The organism is Allobosea sp. (assembly GCF_017308075.1).
In the GTDB taxonomy this organism is placed as follows: domain Bacteria; phylum Pseudomonadota; class Alphaproteobacteria; order Rhizobiales; family Beijerinckiaceae; genus Allobosea.
On record NZ_JAFKFX010000023.1, the window covers coordinates 140,867 to 160,110 of the forward strand.

A 19,244-nucleotide genomic window follows, 5' to 3' on the forward strand; every position below is an offset into this window, starting at 1 on the left:
GGTTTCGGGTTCGCCCTTCGGGCGCCCCGGAATGACACTCGGGTTCAGCCCAGGATGCCGGGCAGCTTCAGCCCCTTCTCCCTGGCGCAGTCGAGCGCGATATCGTAGCCGGCATCGGCGTGGCGCATCACGCCGGTGGCGGGGTCGTTCCAGAGCACGCGCTCAAGGCGCTTGGCCGCTTCCGGGGTACCATCGGCGACGATGACCACGCCCGAATGCTGCGAATAGCCCATGCCGACGCCGCCGCCATGGTGCAGCGAGACCCAGGTCGCGCCGCCGGCGGTGTTGAGCAGGGCGTTGAGCAGCGGCCAGTCGGAGACCGCGTCCGAGCCGTCCTTCATCGCCTCGGTCTCGCGGTTGGGCGAGGCGACCGAGCCGGAATCGAGATGGTCGCGGCCGATCACGACCGGGGCCTTGAGCTCGCCCTTCGCCACCATCTCGTTGAAGGCAAGGCCGAGCCGGTGGCGGTCGCCGAGGCCGACCCAGCAGATCCGCGCCGGCAGGCCTTGGAATTGGATGCGCTCGCGCGCCATGTCGAGCCAGTTGTGCAGGTGCTTGTCGTCGGGCAGCAGCTCCTTGACGCGTTGGTCGGTGCGGTAGATGTCCTCCGGATCGCCGGAGAGCGCCGCCCAGCGGAACGGGCCGATGCCGCGGCAGAAAAGCGGGCGGATATAGGCCGGCACGAAGCCCGGGAAATCGAAGGCGTTGTCGACGCCCATATCCTTGGCCATCTGGCGGATATTGTTGCCGTAGTCGAGCGTCGGCACGCCCATGCGCTGGAAGTCGAGCATCGCCCTGACATGCTCGGCCATCGACTTTTTCGCCGCTTCGATCGTGCCGGCCGGGTCGCGCTCCCGACGCTCTTCCCATTCTTCCAGGGTCCAGCCCGCCGGCAGATAGCCGTTGAGCGGGTCGTGGGCCGAGGTCTGGTCGGTGACGACGTCCGGGCGGATGCCGCGGCGGACCATGTCCGGGAAGATCTCGGCGGCATTGCCGAGCACGCCGACCGAGACGGCTTTGCCTTTGGCATGGGCAGCTTCGATGATCTTCAGGGCCTCGTCGACGCTGTCCGCCTTCTCGTCGAGATAGCGGGTGCGCAGGCGGAACTCGATCGAGGACGGCTTGCACTCGACGGCGATCATCGACGCGCCGGCCATGGTCGCGGCGAGCGGCTGGGCCCCGCCCATGCCACCGAGACCGCCGGTCAGGATCCATTTGCCCTTGAGGCTGCCATTATAGTGCTGGCGGCCGACCTCGACGAAGGTCTCGTAGGTGCCCTGAACGATGCCCTGCGTGCCGATATAGATCCAGGAGCCGGCCGTCATCTGGCCGTACATCATCAGCCCGGCCTTATCGAGATGGTGGAAATGCTCCCAGTTGGCATAGGCCGGGACGAGGTTCGAATTCGCGATCAGCACGCGCGGCGCGTCCGGATGCGTCCTGAAGATGCCGACCGGCTTGCCGGACTGGACCAGCAGGGTCTCGTCGGCCTCGAGCGAGCGCAGCGAGGCGCAGATCCGGTCGAAATCCTCCCAGGTGCGGGCGGCGCGGCCGATGCCGCCATAGACCACGAGCTCGCCCGGCTTCTCGGCGACATCCGGGTCGAGATTGTTCATCAGCATGCGCAGCGGCGCCTCGGTCAGCCAGCTCTTGGCCGAAAGCGTGCTGCCATGGGGCGAGCGGATGACGCGGCTGTTGTCGATGCGGGTCATGGCTTGGTCCGTTCGAGCTTGGTGGCGGCGGCGAGCGCCGCCTCGATCATGGCGGAGAGGGCGGATTGCAGGCTGGCGGCGCGGGCCGCGTCGAAGGTCCAAGGCGGAGCTTCGTCGGCGAGGTAGGCGCTGAGCGCGATTTCCATCTGGAGCGCGTGCACATGGTCGGCCGGGTGGCCGTAATGGCGGGTGATCCAGCCGCCCTTGAAGCGGCCGTTGACGACCTGGGTGAAGGCGCTGCCGGCCATGGCCGTCACCGCGGCAGCTTCGACCGCGGCCGCGGCACTCTGGCCGGAATTGGTGCCGAGGTTCAGCGTCGGTAGCGCGCCCTCGAACAGACGCGGGATCACCGATTTGATCGAGTGGCAATCCCAGAGCAGGCAGAAGCCGTATTGCGCCTTGGCGTGCTGGATCTCGGCCGCGAGCGCCGCGTGATAAGGGCGGAAATAGGCCTCGCGGCGGCGGGCGATCTCGGCCTCGTCGGGAGGCGTCTGCCAAATCGGTGCGCCGTCGAAGGTGGTGGTCGGCACGAGCTCGGTCGTCGCCTGGCCGGGATAGAGCGAGACGCCGGCCGGGTCGCGATTGAGGTCGATGACGAAGCGCGACAGCCCGGCCTCGACGATCGTCGGCTGAAAGCGCTCGGCGAAGTCATAGAGCCGGCGCATGTGCCAGTCGGTGTCCTCGACCAGTTTGCCGCGCGCATTGAGCTGCGCCGAGACCTCGGCCGGGATGGCCGTGCCGGGATGCGGCATCGACAGGACGAGCGGCGAGGACCCGCGCGTGACGGAGACGATGTCGGCGCTCATGCGTTGTCTCCCAAGTCATGCTCGGCCTTATGCCGAGCATCCACGTCTTGAACACCACGCTCGATCAGCGAAGACGTGGCTGGTCGGGACAAGCCCGACGATGACGGAAAAGGCGAGTTCCTCACGCCGAAAGCTCCGCAAAGCTGTCCACCCCCGCGGCTTTGCCGAGCGCGCCCGAGAGCACGAGCTCCGTCGCGGCAGCGAGGTCGGGCGCGAGATAGCGGTCTTCGGCCAGCGGGGCGATCCTCTGGCGGATCAGCGCGAGCACCGGCTCGAGCCGCGGCGAGGTCTTCATCGGCCGGTGATGCTCGATCGCTTCGGCCGCGGCCATCAGTTCGACCGCGACGATGCTCGCCGCGTTCTTCGCCATTTCGATCAGGCGGAAGGCGCCATGCGTCGCCATCGAGACATGGTCTTCCTGATTGGCCGAGGTGGGAATGGTGTCGACCGACGCGGGATAGGCCCTCTGCTTGTTCTCGGAGGCGAGCGCGGCGGCGGTCACCTGCGCGATCATGAAGCCGGAGTTGAGGCCGGCATCGCGGGCGAGGAAGGGCGGCAGGCCGCTCATCACGGGGTCGACGAGCAGCGCGATCCGGCGCTCGGCGAGGTTGCCGATCTCGCAGACGCCCATCGCCAGCATGTCGGCGGCGAAGGCGACCGGCTCGGCGTGGAAATTGCCGCCCGAGACAATCTCGCCGGGGCCGAGCACCAGCGGGTTGTCGGTGACGGCATTGGCCTCGATCGCGAGGGTCGCGGCGGCATTGCCGAGGAGGTCGCGCACCGCGCCCATCACCTGCGGCTGGCAGCGCAGCGAGTAGGGGTCCTGAACCTTCGAGTCGCCGAAGCGGTGGCTCTCGCGGATCTCGCTGCCGGCGACGAGGTCGAGCAGCAGGGCCGCGACCTTGATCTGGCCGGGCTGGCCGCGCAGTTGCTGGATGCGTGGGTCGAAGGGCGTGTCGGAGCCTTTGAGCGCATCGACCGAGAGCGCGCCGGCGATCAGCGCGGCATCGAAGACGCGGGCGATGCTGGCGAGCCCGGCCAGCGCCAGCGAGGCCGAGACCTGCGTGCCATTGATCAGCGCGAGGCCTTCCTTGGCGCCGAGCGCCAGCGGCGCCTGGCCGATGCGCTTCAGTGCCTCGGCGGCCGGCAGAACCTCGCCTTTCAGCCGGATTTCGCCGACACCCATCAAGGCCGCGGTGAGATGGGCGAGCGGGGCGAGGTCGCCGGAGGCGCCGACCGAGCCCTTGGCAGGCACCACCGGCAGCGCGCCGGCCTGGAGTGCGCCGACCAGCGCCTCGACCACGTCGGGCCGCACGCCCGAGGCGCCGCGCGCCAGGCTCGCCGCCTTCATGGCGAGGATCAGGGCGACGACCTCGTCCGGCAAAGCGGGGCCGGTCCCGACCGCATGCGACAGGATCAGGTTGCGCTGCAAGGTCGCGAGATCGGCATCGGCGATGCGGACGCTGGCGAGCTTGCCGAAGCCGGTGTTGACGCCATAGGTCACGGTGCCCTTGGCGACGATCTCGTCAACGATCGCCTGGGCGCCGGCGATCGCGCCGGTCTCGGAAAGAGCGATGGCGGCGCCGTCCAGGACATGGCGCCAGTCGGCGAGGCGAGCCTCGCCGGGAGTGAGCGAAAGCGTGGTCATTGGCCGTTCCGGATGCGGGTGTGAAGCGGGTTGAAGCCGATGCGGTAGGCGAGCTCGGCCGGGCGCTCGATCTCCCAGATCGCGAGATCGCAGGCCTTGCCGGTCTCCAGCGTACCGGTCTGGTCTTGAAGTCCTAGGGCGAGCGCCGCATTCCGGGTCATGCCGGCCAGCGCCTCCTCTGGCGTCAGCCGGAACAAGGTGCAGCCCATGTTCATGGTCATGAGCGGCGAGGTCAGCGGCGAGGTGCCGGGATTGGCGTCGGTGGCGAGCGCGATCGGTACGCCATGCTTCCTGAGCATTTCGATCGGCGGCTTCACCGTCTCGCGCAGGAAGTAGAAGGCTCCGGGCAGGATCACCGCGACGGTGCCGGTTTTCGCCATGGCGACGACTCCGGCCTCGTCGAGATGTTCGAGATGGTCGGCCGAGAGCGCGCCCATGCCGGCGGCGAGCGCGGCCCCGCCGAGATTGGAGAGCTGCTCGGCATGGATCTTGATCGCCAGCCCCTTGGCCTTGGCCGCGGCGAAGACACGCGCGGTCTCTTCGGGCGAGAAGGCGATGCCCTCGCAGAACACGTCGACGGCATCGGCGAGGTCGCCGGCCGCGACGGCATCGAGCATCGGCCCGGCGACGAGGTCGATATAGTCGCCGGAACGGCCCTTGAACTCGGGCGGCACGGCATGTGCGCCGAGGAAGGTGGTGACGACCCGGACCGGGCGCTCGCGGCCGAGCCGACGGGCGACGGCGAGCACCTTCACCTCGCTTTCGGTGTCGAGCCCGTAGCCCGACTTGATCTCGACGGTGGTGACGCCCTCGGCGATCAGCGCGGCGAGGCGCTTGTCGGCACTGGCGAAGAGCTCGTCCTGGCTCGCCGCGCGCGTCGCCTTGACCGAGGAGACGATGCCGCCACCGGCGCGGGCGATCTCCTCATAGCTCGCGCCCTTGAGACGCAGCTCGAACTCATGGGCGCGGTCGCCACCATAGACGAGATGGGTGTGGCAATCGATCAGCCCGGGCGTGATCCAGCGGCCCTCGCAATCGATGGTCTCGGCCGCCGAAAAGGTCGGCGCCGTCGCGCGCGGGCCGACATGGACGATGCGCCCGTCCCGTGCTGCGATGAGCCCGTCCTCGATTGCGCCATAGGCGGAGGAGGCACCTTCGGCCATCGTCGCCACTCGCGCATTCAGCCAGAGCCGATCGCAGCTCAAAGACGTTTCCGCCGCCATTGCCCGTCGCGCCCTCTCGACTTCGCTTTCGTTCCGGGTAAGCTAGCCAATTGCATATGCAAAAGGCAAGCGTTTAATTGCATATGCAATTAGAGAGGTGGATGGCATGGCGGTCAGGCAGGAACTGTATCTCGAGGAAGCGTTGCTGCCGGAGGGATTTGCCCGGGGCGTCACGTTGCATGTCGAGGACGGCGTCATCGCCTCGGTCTCCCGTGATGGCGCGGCCCCGGCGGCAGCGACACGACTGTCGGGGTTGACCTTGCCCGGACTGCCCAATCTGCACAGCCACACCTTCCAGCGCGGCATGGCCGGCCTGTCCGAACGGCGCGGCGCTTCCGAGGATTCGTTCTGGACCTGGCGCGAGGTGATGTATCGCTTCCTCGACCGGCTCGACCCTGAGGACGTGCAGGCCATTGCCGCCCAGGCCATGGTCGAGATGCTCGAAGGCGGCTTCACCGCGCTCGCCGAGTTCCACTACCTGCATCACGACAAGGATGGTCGCGCCTACGCTGACATCGCCGCGATGGGCGAGGCGATCGCCGCGGCGGCGGGCGAGACCGGCATCGGACTGACCCTGCTGCCGGTGCTTTATCGCTACGGCAATTTCGGGGGGGCGCCGGCGGCGCCCGGCCAACGCCGCTTCCTCAACGACCGCGACGCCTATCTGCGGCTTCTGGAAGGCAGCGAGAGGGCGGTCGCATCCTTGCCGGATGCGCGCGTCGGCGTCGCGCCGCATTCGCTGCGGGCGGTGGCGCTCGACGATTTGCCCTGGATTGCGGGGCTCAGGCCCGAAACGCCGGTTCACATTCATGTCGCCGAGCAGATGCGCGAGGTCGAGGACAGCATCGCGATCACCGGCCGCCGCCCGGTCGAGCTCCTGCTGGAGAGCGTCGCCGTCGACGAGCGCTGGTGTCTGATCCATGCGACGCATCTGAGCGATGCCGAGCGCGACGCCATGGCGCGCAGCGCTGCGGTGGCGGGCCTGTGCCCGATCACCGAGGCCAATCTCGGCGACGGCATCTTCGACGGCGTGCGTTATCGCGGCGCCGGCGGGCGCATCGGCGTCGGTAGCGACTCCAATATCGAGATCGGCGCAGGCGGCGAATTGCGGCTGCTGGAGTATTCGCAGCGCCTGCGCGACCGGCGCCGCGCGCTCTGGGCCGAAGCCGGCACCCCGGCCGGCGTCAGGCTCTGGCAGGATGCCTGCGCCGGCGGCGCCCAAGCTTGCGGGCGGGCCATCGGCGTCATCGCCCCGGGAGCGAGGGCCGATCTCGTGACGCTCGCTGCCGACCATCCGGCCGTGGTCGGAAAGTCCGGCGACTTCGCGCTCGACAGTGCGGTCTTCGCGGCGCCCGCCCTGCCGGTCGAGACCGTGATCGTCGGTGGAAAGCCTGTGGTCAGCGGCGGCCGACACATTGACCGGGCGCGCATCGCCGCGCGCTATGGCGCAGCCATCCGAAATCTGCTCGCCTGAGCCGGAAAGAGCCCATGTCCGCAAGCCAGATCGACGCCGTAGCTCTCGATGGCGTCGGTCCGCTCTATGACCAGATCCGGCGCGCCATCCGCGATCTCATCCTGAACGGGGTCTGGCCGCCGGGCACGGCGGTACCGCCCGAGCATGCCCTGATGGAGCGGCTCGGCGCTTCGCGGATGACCGTGCATCGAGCTCTCGTCCAACTCGCGCGTGAAGGGTTGATCACCCGTCGGCGCCGCTCCGGCACGATCGTCGCGAGCCCGCCGGCAAGCCACGCCATGCTCGACATCCTCTCGATCCCCGAAGAGGTGCGCGGTCTCGGCCATGCCTATGCGCTCACCGTCCTGCAGCGTCGCGACGGGCGGGCGCAGCGGCCTGTCGTGAGCCTTTTCGAACTCGGGCGCGCGGTCGATGTCGTGCACCTCTCCGTGCTGCATTGGGCAGACGGCGTGCCGCATGTTCTGGAGGAGCGCGTCATTCACCTCGCGACTGTTCCGGCGGCCGCGCAGGAGGACTTTTCCACCATCCCGCCGGGCGACTGGCTGCTGCAGAACAGTCTCTGGTCGCAGGCCGAGCATGCGATCAGCGCCGTCGCCGCGACGGCCGAACAGGCCGAGCTTCTCGCCATCGCCGAAGGCGATCCCTGTCTGCTGGTCGAACGGCGCACCTGGAACCAGGGCGAGCCGGTCACAGCCGTCCGCCTGCTCTATCCGGGCGGCCGGCATCGCTTCGTCGGACGTTTCGGCCCCTACGGCAAAGTCTAGCTCCTGCGGCGGCAGGTCGGTCGGATGAGCGGCTGCGGGCAGTGTTCAGGCCGCCCGCTGCGCCGCGTCTCGTTCCTTCGCTGTCCTTGCCTTCGCTGTCCTCGTCCTTGGCTCAGCAGGCGTAGCTTACGCGCCGTCCCCATTCGTCGCGGCCGACGCAAACCCGGTCGCGGGTGGTCGCATTGCCGATGATGGCACCGCCGACGCCGCCGATTGCAGCGCCCGCCGCCGCGCCTCCGGCGCGGCCGGTGGCAAGCCCGCCGATGACGGCGCCCGTGCCGGCACCGATCAGCGCGCCGGTCGCCGTGTTTTCCTCACGCGCCGTACAGGCGCCGAGGGATACAGCGGCCAAGGCGACGATGATGAGCTTTTTCATGGCTGTGGTCCTTGCTTTGAGCCGGAGGCTGGGAGGGCTGCCTCGCCTCCTCGGCTGGTGTCGTCTTTCGCCGGGGCATGCTCCGACCCGCTCCGGGCAGCCACCGCAGGACGCGGCGACGGCCCATCACCTGCGGCATCAACGAGCCGCGCCGGCAAAGGTTCCAGGGCCCGCGGGCAGCGGCTCCCGAACTGCAATGCCGGCCTCTTAGCCTAACTGACCGTCCGGCTGGCCGATTCTTCGAATTTGTCTCTCCTGCCGTGGAACAGCGATCAGGTTGCGGCGTTGATTTGGCAGGCCGGTTCGTACGGGCCCATGAGTTCTATGGAGGGAAGAATGAGCGCAACGATGACCGCTGCGACCACCGCGAATCCGCTGATCGCCGGAGCGCGCGTCGCGGGTACCGATGTCTACAATACCGCAGGAGAGCATCTCGGCTCGATCTACGACGTCATGCTCGACAAGGCGACGGGCAAGGTCGCCTACGCGATCATGTCGTTCGGTGGCTTCCTCGGTCTCGGTGAGAAGTATCACCCGGTCCCGTGGAGCATGCTCGACTACGATGTCGATCGCGGCGGCTATGTCGTGCCGCTGACCCGCGAGAAGCTCGAGGCGGCGCCGATGTATGACAGCGACGGCGAGCCCGACTGGCACGACAAGGACTATGGCAAGCGCGTGCACGACTACTACGGCACCATGCCCTACTGGATGATGTGACGGCCGAGGTGGCCTTCGCTTCTCCAAGGCGCAGGTCGCGGCGATTGCTATCCCCCCAGCCGGATCGCCGCGACAGCGTGATGCGGGCCGAAAGGCCCGCATCTTTTTTAGGGCGATGGCCAGCGCTCGGGGCAGGCCCCTGTCGCGCTGGCCCAGCACGGCCGCAACGGCCGCGAACGGCAAAACCCAGAGCGATCGAGGAGACGGGAATGCAGATCCGCTACGGCTATCGCATCGAGATCGTCTGTGACCGGCCGACCACGCTGGTGACCATGCTCGACATCCACCCCTCGCGGCGCCACGATCTGCTCGAGCCGGACGAGATGCGCGTGACCGCCCTGCTGGACACCGGCGCTTCATTGCCGGTCGAGCGGCATTTCGACTCGTTCGGCAATATCTGCCGCCGCATGGTCGTGCCGGCAGGCGGCGTTCGGCTCGAAGCGAGCGGTTTGATCTATGATTGCGGTAGGCCGGACGTCACGGCGCCGGATGCGCGCCAGCTCTCGCCGGCCGAGATTCCCGCCGAACTGATGGGTTTCCTGCTCGGTAGCCGCTATTGCGAGACCGACAAGCTGATGGATACGGCCTGGTCCCTGTTCGGCCATCTCCAGCCGGGTTGGGGCAGGGTGCAGGCGATCGTCGATTTCGTCCACAACCACCTGACGTTCGGCTATGCCTTCGCCCGCAGCACGCGCACCGCCGCCGAGGCCTATGAGGAGCGCATCGGCGTCTGCCGTGATTTCGCGCATCTCGCAGTTGCCTTCTGCCGCTGCCTCAACATCCCCGCGCGCTATTGCAACGGCTATCTCGGCGATATCGGCGTGCCGCCGAATCCGGCGCCGATGGATTTCAACGCCTGGTGCGAGGTCTGGCTCGACGGGCGCTGGTACACGATCGATGCGCGGCACCATCAGCCGCGTATCGGCAGGGTGGTCATCGCCCGCGGCCGCGACGCCACCGACTTGCCGATGCTGAACTCCTTCGGCTCCCATGTCCTGCAGCGCTTCGAAGTCGTCACCGAGGAGGTTGGGGCAGGCGCTCGCCAGATCTCGGCTTCGCCGGCATCGCCCCGCCTTGTGCCCGGCGACAGGGGGGGGCATATCGCCGCCTGATCATGGAGAAACTGTCGGAACTACCGGTAGAGCCCGACACCAAGACGCAGCCACGCCGCTTTCGCGTCATCGGCAATGCGCGCGCCGGCTCCGTCCTGGAGGCGGGGGTGGGGAATTTCGCGCGCCGCATCGAGGCGGCTTTCGCCGCGGCCGGCTGCTATGCCGAGGTCGAGCTTTTGCCGCCGCGCGCGATCGAGGAGCGTCTGCGCGCCGCGGTCGACGATCGAGCGGTCACGCCGGTGATCGCCGGCGGCGACGGCACCGTGAACGGCGCCTTGCCCGTGCTGCTGGAATGCCCGAGGCCGGTCGGCATCCTGCCGCTGGGCACGGTCAATGTGCTCGGCCGCGATCTCGGCCTGCTCGGCACCATCGAGGAGCAGGTTTCGGCGCTGTGCCGGGGCAAGCCGGTCGCCATGGATCTCGGCAGCATCAACGGGCGCCCCTTCCATTCGATTTCCGGCATGGGCTTCTTCAGCCTGATGGCGCGCGAGCGCGAACAGGCCCGCCGGCGCTTCCCCTTCAGCCGCGCCATCGCCTTCGCCTTCGCGGCGGGGCGGTCGATCCTGTTCACCCGTCCGATCCGCATCGAGTTGGAGATCGGCGGCGTGCAGCGTCAGGTCGAGGCCGACGCCGTGCTGGTCACGGTCAACCAGTTCGATGGCGCCGACTGGCGGCGCAACCGGCTCGATGGCGGCCAGCTCGAAGTCCATATCCTCGACACCGGCGGCCTGCTCTCGCGGACCAAGGCGGCGCTCTCGATGCTGACCGGCAGCTGGCGCACCTCGCATAATCTCGTCTCACTGACCGCCGAGGCGGTGACGCTGACCCGCCGTGACAAGAGGCGTGGCCATGTCACCTTCGATGGCGAGGTCGAGCGTCGCGCCGGCTCGCTCGATTATCGGTTGCTGCCGGCCGCGTTGCAGGTCATCGCTGCGCGGCCGGCCGAAATCTGAACATGCTTTCGTCATAGGCAGCCGCCACTTCCGCCTGGATAGCTCTCGATGTTCCTCCTGCAGCCGCGTTTCCTCCTGCCGACCGCCGCGGCTTTCGGCTTCCTTGGTCTTGCGATCTTCGTCATCGCCGGCCGCGATTTCGCCTTCGACAGCAGGCTGGTCATGCTGTTTCGCGACGCGGCCGATCCCTCGACGCCGCTTGGCCCGGCCTGGTTCCGCGAGATGATGCGCGACGTCACCGCGCTCGGCAGCTTCGTCGCGCTCGGCACCATGATGGTGGTGGCAGCCCTGACCTTGCGACTATGCGGCCATTGGCGCCTGGCGCTCGGACTCATCCTGACGGTGCTCTCGGCTGTCGCGGCCAGCACGCTGCTGAAGATCGGGATCGGCCGCGAGCGCCCCGACATCGTCGAGCACGCGGCCCTGACCTTCACGGCGAGCTTTCCGAGTGGGCACGCCTTTCTCTCGGCAGTGGTGCTGCTCGGCATCGCCGGCTTCGTCGGTATCGCATCGCGCCGGGCCGATATCTCGCGGATCTGTCTCTGGGTCGCCTGGATCCTGATCATCGCGATCGGCGTCAGCCGGATTTATCTCGGTGTGCACTGGCCGAGCGACGTGCTCGGCGGCTGGTGCCTCGGCATCACCTGGTCGAGCGTCGCGGTGGCCTGGCTCGGCCGGCTCGCAGCCGGCGCCGAGGCGCGCGAGGCCGGGGCGACCGGCATGGAGCGCGGCGTTTCCCCGGGAACCGTCGGCGAATAGGCGCGTTCCAGTCATGGCGCCGCGCGAGAGCGGCGCTTTCTCATGATTGGAGCCCTGTTTCATGACCATCTCGCGTAACCTGCTCTTCCTCCTCGTCGGCCTGCTCGTCGCCGGCCTCGCCGCGACGGGCTATGCGCTCTACCAGGAGAAGAAGCAGCCGGAGGGCGTCGAGATCTCGGTCGGCAAGAACGGGCTCTCGATCAGGGAGAAATAGCAGAAGCGGTGGGCCGCGCCGGGGAGCCCCTTCGGTCTGCTGCGGTTCAGGCCGCGACCGGCGCCGCCTCGATCACGCGATTGCGGCCTTCGCGCTTGGCGGCATAGAGCGCGTCGTCGGCCTGCTTCAGCAGGCCCTGAAGCGAGACCTGCATGGCCTTCCCACTGGCCAGGCCGATGCTGGTGGTGACCTTGATCGTCCGGCCGTCGTCCAGCGTCAGCTCCAATTGATCGCAGGCTGCGCGCAGCCGCTCGGCGACGCCTCTTGCATCGTCGGGAGAGATCTCCGGCAGCAGGATCGCGAACTCCTCGCCGCCCATCCGCCCGAACAGGTCCTGTGGCCGCAGCACGGCCGCGAGTTGGCGCGCGATCGCGACCAGCGCCGTATCGCCTGCCGCATGACCATGCTCGTCATTGATGCGCTTGAAGCGGTCGATGTCGAGCATCAGCAGCGAGGCCACACCGTCCCGGGCCGCGCTCTCGGCCAGAGCGGCCTCGCTGCGCTGGAGGAAGGCACGCCGCGACAGCGTCTTGGTCAGCGTGTCCTCATTGGCGGCGCGGTTCAGCTCGCGCAGCAGAACCCGGCGCCCGCTGTTGATGCTGGAGACCATGATCGGCCCGAGCGCCAGGAGCGCCAGGCTGAGGCGATGGGAGATCACGGTCGGCAGGAATTCGGCCGAGCTCGGCGGCAGGCTGGTCGCCAGCGCCGTGCTCTGCCACAGGCCGGTCGCGAAGGTGAGCAGCGCCGTCGGGAAGATGCCGTAGCTCAGCGCACACCAGAGCAGCGCCGGAACCGGGACCGACGCCGCGCCGGGGCCGCCGATCAAGGTGCCGATCCCGATCGAGGCAAGCAGGGTGGCCAGCGGCAGCAGCGCACGGGCCGAGCGCCAGATCGCGCCGACTCGCAGCCTCAGGGTCTGCAAGGGCGGGGCGGTCAGAGCCAGCGGCAGGATCATCAGATTGCTGGCGAGCTCGCTCGTCAAATAGAGCTCGATGGCGTGCCTCAGGCTGCCGCCGTAGAAGACGACGATGCTGCCGCTGCCGACGATGGCGGCTGCGACCGCCGCGGCGACACTGATCAGCAGCAGGAACAGCAGGGATTGCGGGCGCTGCAGCCGGCGGTCGACCGGGCTGATGCGGCGAAAGAGCAGGAAGCCGGCAATGACGCCGGCGAGATTGGCGGCCGTCAGCCAGAGCGTCAGCAGGAAACCGCCGCCCATTGAGAGATCGGCGGCGAGATAGCCGCCTGCGATGGCAAGCCAGGCTGTCGGCGTGGCGAGGCGCGGATTGCGCACCAGGAGACCGATCAGGACTGCGTTGGCGATCCAGAACGAGGCGAGGAAGCCGGCCGGGCGGGTGAGATGCCCAAGGAGCGCCGAGCCGAAGGTCACCACCGCAACGAGGGCGAGCCGGCGCAAGGCGAGCAGGCGTGGCGAGGCGGTCTTGCCGGAGCCGGCGGCGTTCGCGCTGGGCGAGAGAGAAGAAACCCGGCTGGCGGTCATGGTGAGTGGGATCGTGCCCGCAAAAGGTTAAAGGCAAGCTGCCGCCTTGCGGCGAAAACTCGTCCTGACCTCGGCCGAGCATGCGCTGGCGGCGCGACCGCCGGGCATTTCGACAAGCGCTCCGGCATGGCCTTGGCCGGCCAAAGACGCTAAGACCAGCTCCTCTTCCGATCAGGCGCGAGGTTTCTCGATGAATGCTCCCTTCAAGAATTTGATCGCCGGCGAATGGGTCGGCGCGCAGAACGCCTCGCGCAACATCAACCCGTCCAACACCAATGACGTCGTCGGCGAGTACGCCCAGGCGACCGTCGAGGACGCCAACAATGCCGTCGCCGCCGCCAAGGCCGCCTTCCCGGCCTGGAGCCGCACCACGCCGCAGGAGCGCTACGAGATCCTGAAGAAGGCCTCCGACGAGATCCTCGCCCGCAAGGAAGAGCTCGGCCGCCTCTTGTCGCGCGAGGAGGGCAAGACCCTCGCCGAGGGCATCGGTGAAGCCGGCCGCGCCGGCCAGATCTTCGCCTTCTTCGCCGGTGAATGCCTGCGCCTCGGCGGCGAGAGCATCGCCTCCGTCCGTCCGGGCGTCGGCGTCGAGGTGACGCGCGAGCCGGTCGGCATCGTCGGCATGATCACGCCCTGGAACTTCCCGATCGCGATCCCGGCCTGGAAGATCGCGCCCGCCCTGGCCTATGGCAACTGCGTCGTGATCAAGCCGGCCGATCTCGTGCCCGGCTCGGCCTGGGCGCTGGTCGACATCATCCAGCGCGCCGGCCTGCCCAAGGGCGTGCTCAACCTGGTGATGGGCCGCGGCTCGGTCGTCGGCCAGGCCTTGCTCGAGCATAAGGATATCCACGCGATCAGCTTCACCGGCTCGGTCTCGACCGGTCGCAAGGTCGCGGCGGCCTGCATCGCCTCGAACCCGATGAAGAAGGTCCAGCTCGAGATGGGCGGGAAGAATCCGCTCGTCGTGCTCGACGACGCCGATCTCAAGACCGCGGTCGAGGCGGCCGTCCAGGGCGCCTTCTTCTCCACCGGCCAGCGCTGCACCGCCTCTTCGCGCCTGATCGTCCAGGCCGGCATCCATGACCGCTTCGTCGAGGCGGCGATCGAGCGTCTCAAGGGCGTGGTGGTCGACGACGCTCTCAAGGCCGGCACCCATATCGGCCCGGTCGTCGACCAGAGCCAGCTCGACCAGGATCTGAAATATATCCAGATCGCCCGCGACGAAGGCGCCAAGCTGGCCTGGGGCGGCGAATTGCTGAACCGCGAGAATCCCGGCTTCTATCTCCAGCCGGCCCTCTTCACCGAGACCACCAATGCCATGCGCATCTCGCGCGAGGAGGTCTTCGGCCCGGTCGCCAACATCATCCGCGTCAAGGATTATGACGAGGCGCTGGCGCTCGCCAACGATACCGATTTCGGTCTGTCCTCGGGCATCTGCACGACCTCGCTGAAGCATGCGACGCATTTCAAGCGCAACAGCGAGGCGGGCATGGTGATGGTCAACCTCGCCACGGCGGGCGTCGACTACCATGTGCCGTTCGGCGGCCGGAAGGGCTCGAGCTACGGCCCGCGCGAGCAGGGCGCCTATGCCCGCGAGTTCTACACCACGGTGAAGACCGGCTACACGCTCGCCTGAGCCGGGGCGCCGTCCGGGACATCGAGGCCGCGCCGAAAGGCGCGGCCTCTTTTTCATGGCGGATTGGTGGTTCGCTCAGTCCTCATCCTGAGGAGGCCCGAAGGGCCGTCTCGAAGGATGCTTGGGGAGGCTCCAGAAGCATCTGGTCCATCCTTCGAGACGCCGCTTCGCGGCTCCTCAGGATGAGGTCGATGGATATCTGCTGAAGCTTCGCTCCCCGCCGCTCAATCGAACAGCGCCTGCTCCAGGTCGGCGATGCTGGGCAGGAGGAGATGGCTGAGTGGGCGCAATGTCTCGGCGCTGCCGGCCCCGGTCAGCACGGCGATGCGCAGGCCCGCCCCGGCTGCCACCGCCATATGCATGTCATGGGCGGAATCGCCGATCACCGCGATCGCATGCGCCGGCAGCCCTGTCTTGCGGCAGAAGCTCTCGACCATGCCCGGCTTCGGCTTGGCGCCATGGCCGGAATCATAGCCGCAGAGGAAATCGAGCCGTCCCGCGATGCCGAAGCGCTCGGCCGTGGCGCAGACGGCGGCCTCGCTGTCGCTAGAGGCGATACCGAGCGCGAGGCCGCGCCACGACAAGCCGGCGAAGAGGGGGGCGAGATCACAGACCGGCACGACATCGGCGACGCCGGCCTGGAACAGGGCGTCCAGCCGGCTGGTCAGCTCGGCGACGGGGAACTTGCTGCCCGCCTCGTGCCAGGCCTGCGCGACCTCCCTTGTATTGCCGGCCGCGAGCAGGCCGTCCGAGATCGAGAACCCAGTTGACGGGTCGACCCCGGCGAGGGTGAGAAGATGGACTTCCAGCGCCGGATCGCCCTGAGCCGCCAGCCGGCCGGCGCGCAGATTGATCGGCGCCCAGCTCGCCTGGTAATCGAGCAGCGTGCCGTCCTTGTCGAACAGGATGCCGCTTATCGCCGGGCGCGCGCTCATGAGACGGGGATCACGTCGACCTTGACGTCGAGCTTCTGGCTGCCCGGCCCGACCAGCACGCCGTCGAGCGGGGAGACATCGGCATAGTCGCGGCCGGTGGCGGTGATGATGTGGTCGTCGCCGACAATCAGGTCATTGGTCGGGTCGAGGCCGATCCAGCCGGTCTCCGGCCCGCACCAGATCATCACCCAGGCATGGGTCGCGTCGGCGCCTTCGAGGCGGGGCTGGCCCGGCGGCGGGATGGTGCGCAGATAGCCGCTGACATAGGCCGCGGGCAGGCCGAGGCCGCGCAGCCCGGCGATCATGATGTGCGCGAAGTCCTGGCAGACGCCGTGGCGCTGGGCGAAGGCCTCGCGGATCGGTGTCGAGACCTCGGTTGCTTCGGGGTCGTAGCGGAAGTCCCGGCGGACCCGGCCCATCAGCTCGCAGGCCGCTTCGAACACCGGGCGGTGCGCCTGGAAGCTCTCCTGCGCATAGCCGGTGATTTCGGCTACGGTCGGCACCAGCCGGCTGGGATAGAGGTATTGCGCTGGCGAATCCGGGGCGAGGCTCTGGGCCGCGAGCCCGAGCGAGGCGACCTCTTCCCAGGCGCGCGTCAGCGCCGGGAAGGGCGTCGCGGCACGGTTGACCTCGACACGCGACATTGTCTCGATCCGCAATTCGCGATGCGGCTTGGCGATGGTCAGCGTGGTCGTACGGTTGCCGAAGAAGCAGATCCCGTCCTGGCGCTCGGCGGCACGAGGCGTCACGCTGAGCTGGCTCACGACGACGTGCTGGCCGTCGCCCTCGCGCGGCAGCACGCGCAGGATACAGCGCGCAAAGGGCACCGGCCGTGCATAGGCATAGCTGGTCAGATGGCGGATTTCGTAGATCACCCGGCTGCCGTCACGCGAGCTGCGTCATCCGCGACCCTTCCGGATGCGCGTTCTGTAGAAAGTAGCGGTCGGCCACGGCGTTCGACAGGCCCATCAGCAATTGCTCGAACAGGAGGATGCTGGCGCGGTCGAGCCGGCTCGCCTCGGCCGTGCGGCACTCCGCGGCAAGCCTGAGCGCCAGCCGGCGCGGTTCCTCCAGCATGCCGTCGTCGCTGAGTGTCGGTAAGGCCGCGATCTCCTGGTCGAGCCGCTCCACCTGGAAGGCGACCGAGCGCGGATTGTAGGGATCGAGCATGACGAGATCGAGAACCGGCTGGAGCGAGGCTCCGAGCAGATAGCGCGAGCGATAGGTGATCTGCGAATCCGTCAGGTCGAGCAGGGCATCGAGGCAGTTGCCGGGCGTGCCGCTCTCGGCGAAATGGCGGGCATAGCGGCAGGTGGTGACGCCGCGCTCGAGCCGCCGGCCGATGTCGAGGAAACGCCAGCCGGCGCCGCGCACCATGTTCTCCTGCGACAGGCCGGAGAACGCGGCAAGCGATTTCAGGGCGCTGTCGGCGACCTCGAAGGCCTCGCCCTCGCTCACCGGCTTGCGCGGTGCGGTGAGCTGGCGCTGCAGATCGCCGAACAGGCGCCAGGCATCGACCGAGAGCCGCTCGCGGATCACCGAGGCGGTCCGGCGGGCTTCGCGCACGGAAGAAGCGGCGGAGCCATATTCGTCCAGCCCGTAAAGGGCGCTGGTCGCCTGGCTCGCGATCGCCCGGCCGCGACCGGCGGGCGCTGCGCCCCAGGCCACCAGCAGATTGGCGAGGCGCTTGATCGTCTCGGCATGGCCGGGCGCCTGGTCGTCGGCATTGATCAGCCGGCCGAGCACGGCCCGCACCAGCCGGAGCGTCGCCTCGGTCCGCTCCAGATAGCGTCCGAGCCAGAACAGGTTGTCGGCGGCGCGGCTCGGCAGGATGCCGACGATGCGGCGGATCGCGATCTTGTCGGGGCTCGGCAGCAGCGTCATCGGCTCGACCGGTCGGTCGGAGGTCACCCAGACATCGCTGGAGCGCACGGCCGAGCGCATCGTCACGGCGCGCGCATCGGTCTCCTCGGAAATGCGGCAGAAGCCGCCCGGCATCACCTGCCAGCCATCGGGCGTCGCCGCCGCGAAGACGCGCAACGTCATCGGGCGTGGCTGCAGCCGGCCCTCGTGCAGGACCGGCATGGTCGAGAGCCGGACCACCTCCTGGCCGACATGGTCGAGGCCGCGCTGTTCGATCGCAACGCGCAGCCGCTCGCGCTCGGTGCGGTCGAGATCGGCGACCAGCACGGGCTGGTCGTCGAGGTTGCCGCCATTGGCGCGGAAAGCCGGCGCGATGCTCATCTCGTCGAGCCGGTCGAGCACGATCTGGCGTTCGCGCGGCTGGCCGCACCACCAGGTCGCGATGTTCGGCAGGATCAGCTCCTCGCCGAGGATGTCGCGGGCCAAGGCCGGCATGAAGCCCATCAGGGCGCGGGCTTCGACCACGCCCGAGCCGAGCCCGTTGGCGACGACGACATTGTCCTGGCGGATCGCCTCGACGAGGCCGGGCACGCCGAGCGCCGAGGCGGCGTTGAGTTCGAGCGGGTCGGCGAAGTCGCCGTCGATGCGGCGCCAGATCACGTCGGCGCGCTTGAAGCCGCCGATGGTGCGCACATGCATCAGCCCGTCGCGCATCACGAGGTCGCCGCCCTCGACCAGGAGGAAGCCGAGATAGCGCGCGAGATAGGCCTGCTCGAAATAGCTTTCGTTGAGATGGCCCGGCGTCAGCAGGCAGATGCGCGGTTCGACGCGCTTGGCACGGGCGACGAGCCCGGCCCGGAAACCCTGGAAGAAGGCGGCGAGCCGCTCGACATTCATCGTCCGGAACAGGTCCGGAAAGGCGCGGCCGAGCGCCAGCCGGTTCTCCAGTGCGTAGCCTGCGCCCGACGGCGCCTGCGTCTTGTCGCCGAGCACCCACCAGCGGCCATCCGGCCCGCGGCCGAGATCGGCGGCGTAGAGCTGCAACTGCCCGGCGCCGTTCGTTCCCTGCAGGGGGCGCAGATAATCGGGGCTGCCGGTGATCGCCGCAGCCGGCAGCGCGCCGTCGCGGACCAGCCGGCCGGGGCCGTAAATGTCGGCAAGCACGGCATCGAGCAACTGCGCACGCTGGGCGACACCGGCGGCGATGACCTGCCATTCGGCACCGGTGATGACCAGCGGGGCATGGTTGAGCGGCCAGGCCCGCTCGCCGGCGAGCGGGTCGTTGGCATCGACGTCGCCATGGACGCGATAGGACACGCCGGTGTCGCGGACATGGCGGTCGGCGAGGCCGAAGCGGCGCTGCAACTCGTCGGCGGAAAGCCCGGCCCATTCGGTCAGGAACGGTTCCCATTGCGGGCGCACGGTCCCGTCCGGAGCCATCAGCTCGTCATAGGCGCCGGGCAGCGGGCGATAGCCCGTCAGCAGCGCATTGCGCCGCTCACTCCGTGACCGCGCCGAGTTCAACCTGCCTTGCAGCGCCATGGCGCGCAC

At 68.6% G+C, this 19,244-nt stretch carries 17 protein-coding genes; 8 read left to right on the plus strand and 9 right to left on the minus strand.

Annotated elements, in window-relative coordinates; translation table 11 throughout:
- Window positions 1-44: 44 nt before the first annotated feature.
- The 4 genes from hutU to hutI form a co-directional block, all read right to left on the minus strand.
- Window positions 45-1,712 (minus strand): urocanate hydratase, encoded by a 1,668-nt coding sequence (gene hutU, locus J0J10_RS01605; protein WP_291635363.1) that lies wholly within the window; start codon window positions 1,710-1,712, stop codon window positions 45-47.
- Entirely contained in the window at window positions 1,709-2,518 is an 810-nt protein-coding gene (gene hutG / locus J0J10_RS01610) for an N-formylglutamate deformylase (RefSeq protein ID WP_291644718.1), read from the minus strand. The genes hutU and hutG overlap by 4 nt, the downstream gene beginning before the upstream one ends.
- A 121-nt stretch (window positions 2,519-2,639) precedes the next feature.
- A complete protein-coding gene (gene hutH / locus J0J10_RS01615; protein WP_291644720.1) occupies window positions 2,640-4,166 on the minus strand; it encodes a histidine ammonia-lyase in 1,527 nt (508 codons plus the stop codon).
- Window positions 4,163-5,329: an imidazolonepropionase gene (hutI, locus tag J0J10_RS01620; RefSeq protein ID WP_291644722.1), complete on the minus strand. Its 1,167-nt coding sequence runs from the start codon at window positions 5,327-5,329 to the stop codon at window positions 4,163-4,165. The genes hutH and hutI overlap by 4 nt, the downstream gene beginning before the upstream one ends.
- 166 nt (window positions 5,330-5,495) lie before the next feature.
- Between hutI and J0J10_RS01625 the strand changes: the two genes are divergently transcribed.
- Complete coding sequence (locus J0J10_RS01625; RefSeq protein WP_291644724.1) at window positions 5,496-6,863, plus strand: formimidoylglutamate deiminase; 1,368 nt, start codon at window positions 5,496-5,498, stop codon at window positions 6,861-6,863.
- 14 nt (window positions 6,864-6,877) lie between these two features.
- Window positions 6,878-7,627 carry a histidine utilization repressor gene (gene hutC, locus J0J10_RS01630; protein WP_291644726.1) on the plus strand — a complete coding sequence of 250 codons (750 nt, stop codon included), beginning with the start codon at window positions 6,878-6,880 and terminating at the stop codon, window positions 7,625-7,627.
- Window positions 7,628-7,739: 112 nt separating this feature from the next.
- On the opposite strand, the gene J0J10_RS01635 is transcribed toward hutC, so the two are convergent.
- Window positions 7,740-8,003, minus strand: coding sequence for a glycine zipper domain-containing protein (locus J0J10_RS01635; protein WP_291644728.1), 264 nt, complete (start codon window positions 8,001-8,003; stop codon window positions 7,740-7,742).
- A 336-nt stretch (window positions 8,004-8,339) separates the two neighbouring features.
- Here J0J10_RS01635 and J0J10_RS01640 point away from each other — a divergent pair, with 336 nt between their 5' ends.
- From J0J10_RS01640 to J0J10_RS01660, 5 genes are all read left to right on the plus strand, one after another.
- Window positions 8,340-8,720, plus strand: coding sequence for a PRC-barrel domain-containing protein (locus J0J10_RS01640; RefSeq protein WP_291641101.1), 381 nt, complete (start codon window positions 8,340-8,342; stop codon window positions 8,718-8,720).
- A gap of 209 nt (window positions 8,721-8,929) precedes the next feature.
- On the plus strand, window positions 8,930-9,832 hold the full coding sequence (locus J0J10_RS01645; RefSeq protein ID WP_291644730.1) for a transglutaminase-like domain-containing protein: 903 nt from the start codon (window positions 8,930-8,932) through the stop codon (window positions 9,830-9,832).
- Window positions 9,833-9,834: 2 nt separating this feature from the next.
- Window positions 9,835-10,785, plus strand: coding sequence for a diacylglycerol/lipid kinase family protein (locus tag J0J10_RS01650; RefSeq protein ID WP_291644732.1), 951 nt, complete (start codon window positions 9,835-9,837; stop codon window positions 10,783-10,785).
- A gap of 48 nt (window positions 10,786-10,833) precedes the next feature.
- A complete protein-coding gene (locus J0J10_RS01655; protein WP_291644734.1) occupies window positions 10,834-11,544 on the plus strand; it encodes a phosphatase PAP2 family protein in 711 nt (236 codons plus the stop codon).
- 61 nt (window positions 11,545-11,605) lie between these two features.
- Window positions 11,606-11,758 carry a hypothetical protein gene (locus J0J10_RS01660; protein WP_291641109.1) on the plus strand — a complete coding sequence of 51 codons (153 nt, stop codon included), beginning with the start codon at window positions 11,606-11,608 and terminating at the stop codon, window positions 11,756-11,758.
- Window positions 11,759-11,804: 46 nt separating this feature from the next.
- Here the strand turns inward: J0J10_RS01660 and J0J10_RS01665 are convergent, their stop codons facing one another.
- Window positions 11,805-13,259, minus strand: a complete 1,455-nt coding sequence (locus J0J10_RS01665) for a GGDEF domain-containing protein (protein WP_291644736.1) — start codon at window positions 13,257-13,259, stop codon at window positions 11,805-11,807.
- 190 nt (window positions 13,260-13,449) lie between these two features.
- Here J0J10_RS01665 and J0J10_RS01670 point away from each other — a divergent pair, with 190 nt between their 5' ends.
- A complete protein-coding gene (locus J0J10_RS01670) occupies window positions 13,450-14,895 on the plus strand; it encodes an aldehyde dehydrogenase family protein (protein ID WP_291641113.1) in 1,446 nt (481 codons plus the stop codon).
- Between the two features lie 224 nt (window positions 14,896-15,119).
- Here J0J10_RS01670 and J0J10_RS01675 read toward each other — a convergent pair whose 3' ends face one another.
- Genes J0J10_RS01675 through J0J10_RS01685 form a run of 3 tightly spaced genes read right to left on the minus strand, consistent with a single transcriptional unit; the run spans window position 15,120 to window position 19,235 of the window.
- Window positions 15,120-15,830: an HAD family hydrolase gene (locus J0J10_RS01675; RefSeq protein ID WP_291644738.1), complete on the minus strand. Its 711-nt coding sequence runs from the start codon at window positions 15,828-15,830 to the stop codon at window positions 15,120-15,122.
- Window positions 15,827-16,705 carry a transglutaminase family protein gene (locus J0J10_RS01680; protein WP_291644740.1) on the minus strand — a complete coding sequence of 293 codons (879 nt, stop codon included), beginning with the start codon at window positions 16,703-16,705 and terminating at the stop codon, window positions 15,827-15,829. Before J0J10_RS01680 ends, J0J10_RS01675 begins: the two co-directional genes overlap by 4 nt.
- Before the next feature lie 10 nt (window positions 16,706-16,715).
- A complete protein-coding gene (locus tag J0J10_RS01685; protein WP_291644742.1) occupies window positions 16,716-19,235 on the minus strand; it encodes a circularly permuted type 2 ATP-grasp protein in 2,520 nt (839 codons plus the stop codon).
- Window positions 19,236-19,244 lie beyond the last annotated feature (9 nt).

What these genes read in the sequence shown, in the direction of transcription:
- hutU (WP_291635363.1), bottom strand. Translation starts at nt 1,712, where the DNA reads ATGACCCGCATCGACAACAGCCGCGTCATCCGCTCGCCCCATGGCAGC.
- J0J10_RS01670 (WP_291641113.1), top strand. Translation starts at nt 13,450, where the DNA reads ATGAATGCTCCCTTCAAGAATTTGATCGCCGGCGAATGGGTCGGCGCG.
- J0J10_RS01645 (WP_291644730.1), top strand. Translation starts at nt 8,930, where the DNA reads ATGCAGATCCGCTACGGCTATCGCATCGAGATCGTCTGTGACCGGCCG.
- hutI (WP_291644722.1), bottom strand. Translation starts at nt 5,329, where the DNA reads ATGGCCGAAGGTGCCTCCTCCGCCTATGGCGCAATCGAGGACGGGCTC.
- J0J10_RS01665 (WP_291644736.1), bottom strand. Translation starts at nt 13,259, where the DNA reads ATGACCGCCAGCCGGGTTTCTTCTCTCTCGCCCAGCGCGAACGCCGCC.
- J0J10_RS01660 (WP_291641109.1), top strand. Translation starts at nt 11,606, where the DNA reads ATGACCATCTCGCGTAACCTGCTCTTCCTCCTCGTCGGCCTGCTCGTC.
- J0J10_RS01640 (WP_291641101.1), top strand. Translation starts at nt 8,340, where the DNA reads ATGAGCGCAACGATGACCGCTGCGACCACCGCGAATCCGCTGATCGCC.
- hutC (WP_291644726.1), top strand. Translation starts at nt 6,878, where the DNA reads ATGTCCGCAAGCCAGATCGACGCCGTAGCTCTCGATGGCGTCGGTCCG.
- J0J10_RS01685 (WP_291644742.1), bottom strand. Translation starts at nt 19,235, where the DNA reads ATGGCGCTGCAAGGCAGGTTGAACTCGGCGCGGTCACGGAGTGAGCGG.
- J0J10_RS01635 (WP_291644728.1), bottom strand. Translation starts at nt 8,003, where the DNA reads ATGAAAAAGCTCATCATCGTCGCCTTGGCCGCTGTATCCCTCGGCGCC.
- J0J10_RS01655 (WP_291644734.1), top strand. Translation starts at nt 10,834, where the DNA reads ATGTTCCTCCTGCAGCCGCGTTTCCTCCTGCCGACCGCCGCGGCTTTC.
- hutG (WP_291644718.1), bottom strand. Translation starts at nt 2,518, where the DNA reads ATGAGCGCCGACATCGTCTCCGTCACGCGCGGGTCCTCGCCGCTCGTC.
- J0J10_RS01625 (WP_291644724.1), top strand. Translation starts at nt 5,496, where the DNA reads ATGGCGGTCAGGCAGGAACTGTATCTCGAGGAAGCGTTGCTGCCGGAG.
- J0J10_RS01675 (WP_291644738.1), bottom strand. Translation starts at nt 15,830, where the DNA reads ATGAGCGCGCGCCCGGCGATAAGCGGCATCCTGTTCGACAAGGACGGC.
- hutH (WP_291644720.1), bottom strand. Translation starts at nt 4,166, where the DNA reads ATGACCACGCTTTCGCTCACTCCCGGCGAGGCTCGCCTCGCCGACTGG.
- J0J10_RS01650 (WP_291644732.1), top strand. Translation starts at nt 9,835, where the DNA reads ATGGAGAAACTGTCGGAACTACCGGTAGAGCCCGACACCAAGACGCAG.